The sequence below is a fragment of the Opitutia bacterium genome, assembly GCA_016217545.1.
In the GTDB taxonomy this organism is placed as follows: domain Bacteria; phylum Verrucomicrobiota; class Verrucomicrobiia; order Opitutales; family Opitutaceae; genus Didemnitutus.
Map to the genome: position 1 here is coordinate 672,538 of JACRHT010000017.1, position 11,962 is coordinate 684,499.

The 11,962-nt window shown below is 67.0% G+C and carries 8 protein-coding genes; 6 read left to right on the top strand and 2 right to left on the bottom strand.

Translation table 11 applies throughout. From position 1 onward, the window contains the following. Nucleotides 1-54 precede the first annotated feature (54 nt). The 6 genes from HZA32_18795 to HZA32_18820 all read left to right on the top strand — a co-directional run bounded on the left by HZA32_18795 (nucleotide 55) and on the right by HZA32_18820 (nucleotide 7,599). A complete protein-coding gene (locus HZA32_18795; GenBank protein MBI5426126.1) occupies nucleotides 55-1,041 on the top strand; it encodes an NAD-dependent epimerase/dehydratase family protein in 987 nt (328 codons plus the stop codon). A gap of 6 nt (nucleotides 1,042-1,047) precedes the next feature. Next, complete coding sequence (locus HZA32_18800) at nucleotides 1,048-3,456, top strand: hypothetical protein (GenBank protein ID MBI5426127.1); 2,409 nt, start codon at nucleotides 1,048-1,050, stop codon at nucleotides 3,454-3,456. Between the two features lie 80 nt (nucleotides 3,457-3,536). Then, entirely contained in the window at nucleotides 3,537-4,553 is a 1,017-nt protein-coding gene (locus HZA32_18805; GenBank protein MBI5426128.1) for an acyltransferase, read from the top strand. A gap of 43 nt (nucleotides 4,554-4,596) precedes the next feature. Next, a complete protein-coding gene (locus tag HZA32_18810; GenBank protein MBI5426129.1) occupies nucleotides 4,597-5,109 on the top strand; it encodes a hypothetical protein in 513 nt (170 codons plus the stop codon). After that, nucleotides 5,094-6,752 carry a hypothetical protein gene (locus HZA32_18815; protein MBI5426130.1) on the top strand — a complete coding sequence of 553 codons (1,659 nt, stop codon included), beginning with the start codon at nucleotides 5,094-5,096 and terminating at the stop codon, nucleotides 6,750-6,752. The genes HZA32_18810 and HZA32_18815 overlap by 16 nt, the downstream gene beginning before the upstream one ends. Nucleotides 6,753-6,786: 34 nt before the next feature. After that, complete coding sequence (locus tag HZA32_18820) at nucleotides 6,787-7,599, top strand: SDR family oxidoreductase (protein ID MBI5426131.1); 813 nt, start codon at nucleotides 6,787-6,789, stop codon at nucleotides 7,597-7,599. Nucleotides 7,600-7,603: 4 nt separating this feature from the next. Here the strand turns inward: HZA32_18820 and HZA32_18825 are convergent, their stop codons facing one another. Both HZA32_18825 and HZA32_18830 read right to left on the bottom strand, forming a co-directional pair. Then, a complete protein-coding gene (locus HZA32_18825; protein MBI5426132.1) occupies nucleotides 7,604-9,082 on the bottom strand; it encodes an NAD(P)/FAD-dependent oxidoreductase in 1,479 nt (492 codons plus the stop codon). Nucleotides 9,083-9,135: 53 nt separating this feature from the next. Further along, complete coding sequence (locus HZA32_18830) at nucleotides 9,136-11,889, bottom strand: hypothetical protein (GenBank protein ID MBI5426133.1); 2,754 nt, start codon at nucleotides 11,887-11,889, stop codon at nucleotides 9,136-9,138. Between the last annotated feature and the right edge of the window lie 73 nt (nucleotides 11,890-11,962).

An 11,962-nucleotide genomic window follows, 5' to 3' on the forward strand; every position in this document is an offset into this window, starting at 1 on the left:
TCGAGACTAGAGCTTGCCTCGCCCGCAACTGTCGCGCTTCGTTTTCCCTCCGACATGCAACACGTCTTCGTCACCGGCGCCGCCGGCTTCATTGGTTCCAATCTCGTCGACCGCCTCCTCGCGGACGGCGTGCGGGTCACCGGCTGGGACAACCTTTCCACCGGCCAAATCCGTTTCCTCGATGGCGCGCTGAAGCATCCAAATTTCCAACTCATCCGCGGCGACAACCTCGACCTCCCCGCAATCACCGCCGCGATGAAGGGAGTCGACTTCGTGTTCCACCTCGCCGCCAACGCCGACATCAAGGACGGCTGGCAGCATCCGCGAAAGGATCTCGAGCAAAACACCATCGCGACCTTCAACGTCCTCGAAGCCATGCGCGCCAATGGTGTGAAACGCATCGGCTTCTCCTCCACGGGATCCGTCTACGGCGAAGCGCTCGTCACGCCCGAACGCCCCACGCCTGAAACCGACTCCTTCCCGATCCAAACCTCGCTGTATGGCGCCTCCAAGACCGCTGGCGAAGGCCTCCTCGCCGCCTACGCCGAGGGCGCGCAGATCGAAGAAGCCTACATCTTCCGCTTCGTCTCCATCCTCGGCGAACGCTACACCCACGGCCACGTCTTCGACTTCTACAAGCAGCTGATCGAGCATCCCGACCGCCTCCGTGTGCTCGGCGACGGATCGCAACGCAAGAGCTACCTCTACGTGCAGGACTGCATCGACGCGATGCTTCACGTCACGCGTCAAGCCACGGCGAAAAACGCCAAGCACCACACCCAGGTCTACAATCTCGGCACGCCCGAATTCGTGCAGGTCAACGACTCCATCCGCCACATTTGCGCCACGCTCGGTCTGCAGCCGAAGCTCGAATACACCGGCGGCAACCGCGGCTGGATCGGCGACAATCCCTTCATCTTCCTCGACACGAAAAAGATCCAGTCCACCGGCTGGAAACCGAAACTCACCATCGAGCAAGGCATCATCAAGACGCTCCGCTGGCTCGAGGCCAACCGCTGGGTCTACGAGGCCCGCAAGTAAGTTCGGATGGCCGCCCCGAGCTCGCCCGCCCGTCTGCCTTGGAGCGCGCGCTGCCTCGTGCTGGCGGCCATCGCCGTCTTCGTCTGGCTCGGCAAGAACACCGACCAGTTCCGCACGAGCTACCAATTCCGCGGACAGCAGACGGATTACTACAACCTGCTCGTCGACGGTTTTCAGTCGGGCCACACCTACCTCAACCTCCCGGTCCACCCCGACCGCTTGAGTCCAGACCCAGCGGTGCGCGAGCGAGCTCCCCGCGCGCTCGATGCCTCGCTCTTCGAAGGGCACTATTATCTGTTCTACGGCGTCGGCCCGGCCGCGCTTCTCCTCTGGCCCTACTCCGCACTCACCGGCCACGATCTCTCGCTCAACGTCGCGACGGTGGCGTTCACCGCCATCGGCTTCCTGCTCAGCCTCGCTTGGTATCGGCGCGCCAAGCTCGCTTGGTTTCCCGCCGCGGGCGCGCTCACCGATTGCAGCGCCGTCGTGCTCCTTGCCTTCGGCACCGGCACGCTGTTCCTCGTGCGGCGATCGATGTTCTACGAGCTGCCGCTCTCGCTCGGCTACGCATGCTTGGCCGGCTTCGCACTTGCGATCACACAGGCGCTGCGCGCTCCGACCCGTGCGCTCCCTTGGCTCCTGGCGGGCAGCGTGGCCGTCGGCTTGGCTGTGTCGGGCCATCCCAATCTCGTGCTGCTCGCGCCCCTCCTCGCGCTCGTGGCGTGGTGGGCGTGGCGGGAGGGTCCGCGGACGCGCCAGCGCGGCGTCGCACTCGCCGCCACCACGATCCTGCCCGCCGCCGCCCTCGGCGCGGGTCTCGCGATCTACAATTACGTCCGCTTCCGCAGCATCACCGAGTTCGGCTTCAACTACGGAGAAAACGTCTTCTTCACGACCGGCGAGCGCGCCATCGGCCTCGATTTTCTCTGGCCCAACTTCCGTTGGTATTACCTCAACCCACCGTCGTTCCTGCCCTACTTTCCCTTCACCTACCCGCTCAACGGCAGCTTTCGTCCGCCAGGCTACCACGGCATCGAGGCGATCCACGGCCAACTCGCCTTCACGCTGTTCGCACTCTGGATCGCCGGCGCATTTTTCGCCGTGCGTGCGAAACTCCCGGTGCTGCGCGAGGCGCGCCGCCCCGCGATCGTCATCGCCGCTGCGGGGCTAATCTCCGCCGCGTGTCTGATGAGCTTCGGTATCCGTGCGAATCGCTACCTCGTCGACTTTCAATTTCCCGCCACGCTGCTCGCGATCCTCGCGGTCGGCATGCTGGCGCAAACTCCTGCACCGGGCCTCGGCCGCCTGTGGCGCACCGTCACGCTCCTCGGCGCGATCACCGTCGCGGGAGTCAACTTGCTCTGCGCCATCCAGCAATTCGATCACTTCCGCAACACGCGACGCGAAGAGTTCAAACAACTCAGCACCTGGCTGAACCCCAGTTGGTCGACTTGGCAAACTCTCGGACTCGCGCGTGCCGGCTGGCCCGAGCTCACCGTGCGCTTCGCGCCGACGCAGCACGCCGTCGTGGAGCCACTGCTGACCACCGGTGTGCCGCTCTACACGGATGCCGTCTACGTCGCGCAGCACCCCAACGGCTACCTCGAATTCATCGCCGACCACAACGGCTACGGCGGACCTCGTTCCACCCTCCTCGCCTACGAGCCGAACCGTCCTTACCGGGTGAAGATCGAGATGGGCAGCCTGCTCCCGCCGCTCGACGATCCCTTCAACCGGCAATTCGACGCCACCGCCGTGCGCGCGCACAAGAACCGCGTGCGCGTCATCCTCGACGATCAGGTCGTGCTCGACAGCGTGATGACCTTCTTCGAAGCCGCGCCGTGGGACCGCCAATTCGGCACCAACTGGAAAACCTACAACGCCTACTCGCCGAAGTTTTCCGGCACCATCGAACGCGTCACCTGGCAGCCTCTCAACATGCCACCGATGGCCACGGGCCCCGAAGGCGTGATCCGCATCGCCTTTGAACAACCGGAAGGCTCCCGCGCCCCGCAGCCTCTCCTCGCGAGTGGCACCACCGGCGCCGGATCGTTGCTGCTGCTTCAGCCGGTGGGCGAGAAACGCTGGCGTCTTGCCGTCGACGAGTGGAGCCGCGGGCTGCTCGCCGGCCCCGAAATCGATCTGCCCCCCGGCCGCACCCAGCTCGACATCGTGATCGGCCCGCTCGTGCACGGCGCTTCCGGCGCCTTCGCCCGCCAACTCGTTGTGCTCTCGTCGGACCGCGAGCTGGCCCGCTTCGATCTCAATCTCCACCTCGCCTCGTTCTCTCAGATTACGCTCGGTCTGAACTCGGCCGGTTTCAGCACCACGCCGGAATTCTTCGACGGTCGCTTCGAACGTCTCGCGCTCACGCCTGCGGAGGCCTCCGCCGCCGTGCGCCGCGCCAACCACTGAGCGCCCGCGCGGGATTGACCCGCTGCGACGGATTCGGAAAACATTTCGCCGGCGCCGCTGGAGCGCGAGCGCTGCACCCCATGCAACTCACCCTCACCGTCCCCGGCGGCCCTCGCGCCGGTCGCATCGCAGCCTTCGACGAACTCAAGGGCCTCGCGATTCTCCTCGTTGTGCTTTACCATGCCGGAGGCGTTCTCGTCTGGCAGAATTTCCTTCACGGCGATCTCGGCGTCGACATCTTCGTGATCCTCAGCGGTGCCGGCCTCGCGCTCGGCAGCCACGGGGACGAACCAGCGGGAAAATTTCTCGCGCGCCGGCTGCGCCGCATTGCTCCCGCTTATTGGATCGTGCTCGCCGCCTACGCCGTCGCAAATGCGGTGGTCCTCGAACAACCGGCTTCCCCGATCAACCTCGCCTTGCACGCGCTCGGTGTCCACGCGTGGTTTGGCGACGGTCTCGGCCTCTCCGTGAACGATTCGTTCTGGTTCATCACGCTCATCGTCTCCCTCTACCTGCTCTACTTGTGGTTCCGTCGCCTGCGTTCCAGCGAGTCGCTGCTGCTGGCCGGCGCGCTCGTCGCGGTGGCGGTTTCGTTCGCCTTCTTCTTCTCCGGACAATCCGCGATGTTCGCGCATCTGGGCCTCCGTCTGCCCGGCTTCGTGCTCGGCATCCTGCTCGGTCGCCTGCTGCGCGACGGACGACTCACGCTCGATGCCAACGCCACCCTCGGCGCCGCGTTTTTCATCCTCGTCTACGTGCCCTACACGCAGGGCATCGTGTTTCACACCGCGGTGGCGGGGCTCGCCCTAATTGCCGCCTACACGCTCTGGCTGCGTCCCGCCCTGCCCGCAAGTGCGGCCGCGCCCGTGCAGCGCACGCTCGCCTTCCTCGGCGCCCATTCGCTCGAAATTTTCCTGATCCACCAACCGCTGCTCCGCGACTACAATACAATCCTGCAAATTCGCTGGTTTCACGTCAGCCAACCCACACCGCCCACGCTCGCGCTGGGCATGGTCGTCGCCCTCGTGGTCACATTGCTGCTTTCGGTCGAGCTGAAGCGCCTCCTCGACCGCCTCTTCGCGCCTCGCGCGCAGTGAGTTTCAATTCGCCAACCGCCCGAGCTTGGCCTTCGCTACCGGCATGAAGTGGCTCATCGCGATCGTCGGCGCCGCCCTCGTGGGCTGGTTCATCTGGTTTCAGGTCAACACGACGAAAATCTCCTACGTCAACGGCCTCGCGCCCTACGATGTCGTCCCCGGACGCGAATACATCCTCCAGCAGGATTGCTTCGTCTTCGCCGATCGCGAGCACCCCACCAGCGGCTTCCCTCTCCTCGGCACGAATCACCGCGACGCCCGCACGCGCGTCGCTGCCCTGCCCGAGACCGCCACCGCCACTGCGCGCGGCAGAGAACAGTCCGGCGTCCGCATCCTCGATGTCATCCCGCGCGGCACGCGTTTCCTCATCACCTCCGTGCGGCGCGAGCAAAGCCGCCGCGCCGGCACGGTGATCAGCTACGAGGCCAAGTTCACCGACAACGTCGAGCGGGCCTACCAGAAGGTCGATCTTCGTCCCATTCTCCTGCCGGTCGCGCACCAAGGCGACGTGCCCGAGATCGACACCACCATCGCCGCCCCATGGGTGAAACGCTGAACGCCGCGCCCGCCCGCGTCCGCCTGTGGCTGGTCGGGCTGCTCGTCGCCGGCGCCTTGCTGGGAGAATTCCTCGCGTTCGATCGCGCCACCTCGCAGCACCACGCGTGGGTCTACCCGCGCTGGAACGACCAGATCCAATACCTCACCGAAGCCTACACCGGTTACGAACACCTGCGCGAAGTCGGTGTCGCGCGCGGCCTGTGGGACGCGCTCGTCAACCCGTCTGCCCAAGGCACGCTTCATGACTTCGGCGCGATCACCATTTTCCTCTTCGCCGGCCCGTCGCGCAGCGCCGCACTCGCCTTGAACATGCTGGCGTTCGTCGCGTGGCAAGCTGCCCTTGCGCTCGCCGTGTGGCGTCGTTCGCGCTCGCTCGCGTTCACGGTGCTCGCCGCCGCACTGCCGCTCGCGCTGGCGGGACCGTGGCTCGTGCGACCGGGCACCGCGATCGACTTCCGCCTCGACCATCTCGCGGTGTGCGCCTTTGGCGTGCTCAGCGCGGCGCTGCTAGCGAGCGACGGCTTCCGTTCGCGCCGCGGGTCGCTCGCCTTCGGCGCCGCCTGCGCGCTGGCCCTGCTCACGCGGTTTCTTACGGGCACGTATCTCGTGCTCGTCTTCGTCGGGCTGTTCGTCTGGCTGGTGCGCCAGCCGGATCGCCGCACGCGGCTCGCCCATCTGCTCTTCTCCGCCGCCCTCGCAGCCGCGCTCGCCGCACCGATCTTCTGGATCAACCGCGACTGGGTCTGGAACTACTACGTCGTCGGCCACTTCATCGGCCCCGAAAGCGCGCTGCGCTCGCCGCACCTCGGTCTCCTTGATTCCGTGCGGTTCGTCTTCGGCCATTGGGCGGACTGGCACGCGCGCGCCAGCTTCGGTCTCGCCGCGCTGGGACTCGCGGCTTTCGCCGCCGCGGTGCGCCTGCTGCCGCGCAAAGCCGACGCCGCGCCCGCCGCCATCGCGCGCGAGTGGCTCGGGCTGGGTGCCCTCCTCTTCTTCGCGCCCGCGGTCGTGCTCGTTTTCCATTCTCAAAAATCGGAAGTCGTGCTCGGCATCCTGAACCCCGGTGCCGTGCTCGCACTGCTCGGTCTCGTGCGCTGGGCCGCCCCCGGCCCGCGCGCGCTGGCGGTCGCAGCGGGGGCCGCGCTGCTGTTTGGCGGCACCTCATTCATGCTCGCGCTGCGCGCCGGCGCCAACGATCCCGGCTTCGCCGCCGACGCACGCCGCGCGGCCACCATCGCCGACCAGCTCTACGAGGCCTCGCGCTGCGCCGGCCTCAATCGCCCCAATATCGCCACCGACGAAATCACCGATTACCTCGACGCACAGATCCTCCGCGTCGTCTGCTACGAGCGCCACCGCCGCTGGGTGCAGTTTGAAATGAAACTCCCGACTGGTATCGCCGCCGAGGCCGACGACGTCATCGTGCGACGCCTGCGCGAGAGCGATTTCGTCTTTCTGACCGAGAGCGGATCGCGCAGCCAATGGCCTTACGACGAGCAGATGCGACGCCTGCACCCGCAACTCACGGTGATCGCCGCGCGCGAGCTGGAACGCGCGGCCGACTACGAACTCTTCGGTCGCAAGGTCGTGCTCTACTGTCGCCGCGGCATCACGCTCGCCGCCCCGGCACAACAGCGTTGAGCACGCGGCGCGGTTCGCCTCCAATTTTCCTCCCATGAAAATCCTTCTCACGGGCTCCAGCTCCGGCATAGGCCGCGCTCTCGCCGAGCGCCTCGTCCAGCACGGCCACGAAGTCTGGGGCCTCGCCCGCTCGGCGCAGGAATCGATCGGGCCGAAGTTCCATGCCATCCGCTGCGACGTGGGCGAGTGGGCCCAGGTCGAGCGCGCGTGCGCCGAGGTGCACGCGCAGACCGCCTCGCTCGATGCCGTCATCGCCTGCGCGGGCGTGCAGGGCGAGATCGGCCCGGCGCTCAGCGCCGACCCGCTCGGGTGGAGCGCCACCGTGCGCGCGAATCTCGACGGCACGTTCTACACGCTGCGCGCCAGCCAGCCGCTCCTCGCCCGCACCGCGCGCCGCGCCAAAGTCGTGTGCTTCTCCGGCGGCGGCGCCACGAAGTCACGTCTCAATTTCTCCGCCTACGGCGTGGCCAAAACCGGCGTCGTCCGCCTGGTCGAAACCATCGCCGAGGAAATGCGCGGCCAGCCCTACGACATCAACGCCATCGCGCCGGGCGCCATCAACACTCGCCTCACCGACGAGGTCATCGCCAAGGGCCCCGCGATCGTCGGCGCGGCCGAATACGCCGCGGCGCTGAAGCAGAAGCAAACCGGCGGATCCTCGCTCGCCCGCGCGCTCGATCTCGTCGAATACCTGCTCTCCGAACAATCCGACGGCATCACCGGCCGCCTGCTCAGCGCACCATGGGACCCTTGGGAGACGCTGCACACGAAGGCCGTGGAACTCGCCGCGTCGGACATCTACACCTTGCGCCGCATCGTGCCGGAAGAGCGCGGCAAGAAGTTCTGAGGCGTCATTCGCCCACGCGCCGCGGCACCGCGCGACCCGCATTGCCGTCTTCACCCGAGCGGACTTCCTCGTGGTATTCCGCGTCGGTGTTGACGTTCCAGAGATTGAACGCGCCACCCTCGAGATTTTTCACGGCCAGCATCGCCGTCATCATCGAGTGGTCCTGGTTGTTGTATTTGTGCATGCCGTTGCGGCCGATCACCTGCAGGTTGGAAAACGGCGCGAGCGCAGCGCGGATCGCGTCGACGTTCGCCTGATAGCCAGGATCGTAAACCGGGTAAGCCTTCTCCACGCGCACCACACTGCCCTCGCGCACCTGCGCGGCGCGAGCGAGGCCGAGTTGCTCGAGTTCGCGTGTGCCGAGCGCAATGAGGTCGGCATCGCTCATCGACCACAGGCCGTCGCCCTCGAAACAGAAATACTCCAACCCGAGGCACGTCGTGCCTGCCCGACCGATCATCGCCTCGCTCCAGTTCTTGAAATTCTGGATGCGCCCCAGCTTCACGCCCGGTTCATGGATGTAGATCCAGTTGTCCGGAAACGGATTCTCGCCCTCAACCACGAGCGCCACGGTGAGAAAATCGCGATAGCTCAACGCCCGCGCCACCTGCTGCGCCGCGGCCGGCAGCGGCGGATCGAACGCCAGCGCGGTTTCGCGCAGTGGCATCGAGAGGATGAACGCGTCGGCCTCGAACGTCTCCCGCCCGCCGTCCGCGCGCACCGCCTCGAGCGCGGTGACGCGCCCGTTCGCGTGGCGAATGCGCTCCACGCGCCAGCCGAGCCGCACCTCGCCGCCGAGCGCGCGGATGTCGGCCGCCGTCTTTTCCCACATCTGCCCCGGACCGAAGCGCGGGTAGTCGAAGGTGTCGATGAGCGTCTTGATGACCTCGCCGGACTTCTTCGGCGCACCACGGAAAGCGTTCAGGATCGCGCGCGAGAGCGAGAGGCCCTTGATGCGCTGCGCGGCCCAGTCGGCGCTCAACTGGCTGGTCGGGATGCCCCAGACTTTCTCCGTGTAGGTTTTGAAGAAAATATTGAAGAGTCGCCGGCCAAAGCGATTCGAGACCCAGTCCTCGAACGACACCTCAGGTTCGCGCGGGAACACCCGCGCCCAAGCGTAGCTGACCACGCACGCCATACTCGTGAAGACGCCAAGATTCGAGAGCGCGTTCCACGGCCGCAGCGGGTAATCGAAATAACGCCCGCGATAGTAGATGCGCGACATGCGCTGCACCTGGATGAAATCGTCCGGCAGCCGCTCTTTCCACCAGCGAGTGACCTCCGGCGACTTGCTGAAGAACCGGTGTCCGCCGATGTCGAAGCGATACCCGCCGCTGCGCACCGTGCGCGAAATGCCGCCGACATACTCCGGATCCTTCTCGAGCACGACCGCGCTCCAACCCTCCCTCTGCGCTTCGTAGGCAGCGGTGAGGCCGGCCGGGCCGGCGCCTACGACCAGAACACGACGGGGGGACTTCAGCATGGAAAGGTCCGAGCGAAAGGAGCGCTCCGGAGCTACGCAACCAATTCCTTCGGTCAACCACCCACTGCGGGATCAACCCGCTGCACCCGCAGGATTTCTCCGCTGAAAACCGCCGCACACGACGATGCGCCAATGTCGTTGCGCCCAGTCTTTATCTCTGCCGGCGCCGTCGGGTGCGGCGCCGCCGGCACATCGAGGACGACACGGCCATCGACCCGCACGCGCAAGAGTTCGGCGGCCCGCGCGCGTGCTTCCGGCGTGAGCGCGCTCCAGGCCGCTGCCCGCGGAGTGAACAGATTGCCCAGCGCGATCTGGACCGTCGCCACGCCAGCCGGCTCAATCGCCAGCGGCGGAGTCTGCGGTCCGCCGCGACCCCAGCAGTCGTAGCCGATCACCGCATGCGTCGCGTCCACATAGCGCACCCAAATCACATCCGCCGCGCCGGTCCGTCCGGTCACGAGCAACGGCTCCGCGCGTCCGATCGGCAGCTTCTCCGGCCAGCGCAACGTCAGCGCAATCGGGCCGAAATCGGCCGGCGGCTCCGGCCATGCGGACAACCGCTCCGCCGCCAACCGCTCGCCGCGGAAGCGCACATCCGCCGTGCTCGCGCGGATGGCGTTGTAGCCGAATGCCACCTCGCTCGCCAACGCCGGATGATAGTGCCGGGCCGCACGCAGCACTTCGCGACCGTTGAAACCCAATCGGAACTCCCCGAGCGTCCGCACACCCGGCGCCGCCACGGGATGCAGCCCGCCGAAATCGACGTCGACCACTTGCTCCTCGAGCGGATCGAACGAAACCACGTCCGACTCGAGCAAGCCGCTGCTCCATGAGTCATGAGCGAACCGCACGCGCCCGGGCGCGACGTAGAAGACGTAAACCAGATCGCCCGCACCGCTGCGCCCCGTGCTGATCAGTGGCTCGCCGACCATGTTCACGAACGACGGAAAGCGTAGCCTCAGGCGCACCGGCCCGCTGCCGAGCCCCGCCGTCACACTCGCGCGATCGAACGGCAGCACGCGCCAGCTCTCGATGCGCCCGCTGAACCGCCGCTCGATCCAATCGAGCCCGCTCGCCGTCCCGAACTCCCAATCGAGCCGGCTCGAACCGTGAAAAACCGATTCCGCGCGCAGCACCTCGCGGCCATCGCAACGCACACTCACGCGCCGCCGCAGCACGGCGACCTCCGCCGCGCTCCACCCGTCGAAAAACGGATGTTCCGCCGGGGGATACAGGCCGCCGAGATCCACGACAAACTTCCGCCGCTCGCCGGGCCGGGCCTCGAATGCATCTCCGTAGACGCCCGGAAATCCGCGGTGCGCGAAGCCCACGCGGAAGGTCGCCCCGCCCGTGCGCTGCAAGAACACTGCGTCGCGTCCCTCGGCCGTCGCGAACAGCGGCTGCTGCGCGCCGACCGCGCAATCCGCCATTGTGACCGTTAGTTCGAGCGGACCGTGTTTCCAACTCAGCACACGCTCCGCCGCGGCCGGCACGAGATTCGCCACATGCGCCCACCGTGTAGTGTCTGCGGGCGGCAGCGTAAAAGCCATCGAATGCAACGCGGTCCAGGCGAGCGACAACCCGATCACGATGCGCCCGAGCATGCGCGCGGTCGGCCACGCGAGGAGCGCGACCACCCACGCCGCAACCATCAGCGGACCGAGAAAATCCAGTTCGTAGCGCTCGAGTTGGTAAGAGTAGAGCAACAGCGTTCCGAGCGTCGTCACCCCCGCCGCCGCCGCGAAGAGAGTGGCTGCCCCGGTCGCCGACGAGCCGGACTCCGCGCGGCGACTCCACGCGAACCACGGCGCCCCCAGCGCCATCAGCGCCGCCGGCGCCCACGTGAGCAGGCCGAACGTCTCCTCGCGCAGGCCGACGAATGGGTAATAGATCGAGTAACGCGCAGGCGAGAGTAGATAGGCGTCGAAACATCGCGCAAAAAACTCCGGGCCGAAGAGCTTGAAATGCCTCATGTCGATCGCGGCGAATTGATAGCTCAACCCAAACTCAAGCGGATCGCCGAAGCGCGCGTAGTTGTAGCCCGCGAGCGCCGCGCCCACGAGCGCCGCCGGCCCCACCGTCGCGCCGAGCAATATCAGCGCGGCGCGACGCTCACCGGCACGTTGCCGCCGCCACGCCAGCGCCGCACCCGCGACGCCGAACACGGGCAGCACGAAAAGAAAATTCGGCCGCGCGCCCACGGCGGCGCCGGCGAAAAAACTTCCGCCCGCCAGCCACGCCGCCACCGCGCCGCGTCCCTCGCGCCGCCACGCCGCGAGCAGCGCGTTGGCCGCCGCCATCGTGCACGCAAACGCGCACGCGATCGGCACCTGATAAAATTGCGCACCCGCGAGGTTGTAGTGCAGAAACGCGCCCCACCCCAGCGCCAGCGCCACGCCCGCCGCGGCGCGATCGCCGAGCGTCGCACCACTCTCGCGCGCGGCGCGGAGCACGAAGCGCAGGCCGAGCAGATAGCCGAATGCGATGAACACCAGAATCGCCGCCGAATCCGTCAGGTAAGTGCCCGTGACGATCCGCCACGGCGCGAGCACGAGCACCACCGGCGCGACGCCGAAGTAGAGGTAGTATTTTCCTCCAAAGTAGGTCGCGTCGTGCGCGCGCGGGATGCCCTGCGGCCCCGCCCACGGATTCGCAAGCTGCGCCAGGCGCGGATCCGGCTCGAGGCTCAACGACGTGCGCCCATGCACGACGGCTTCGGTAAGCAGCTCGTAATAGGCCGCTGGTTCACGGCCGATCAGACGGCCGTTCGTCACGCGCCACGTGATCGCCCCATAGGAGAACAGCACCAGCGCCACTGCCGCCAACAGCCATGGCGCCGGACGCCGAGACGCGGCCACCGCGCTCGCCGTCGAGCGAGAT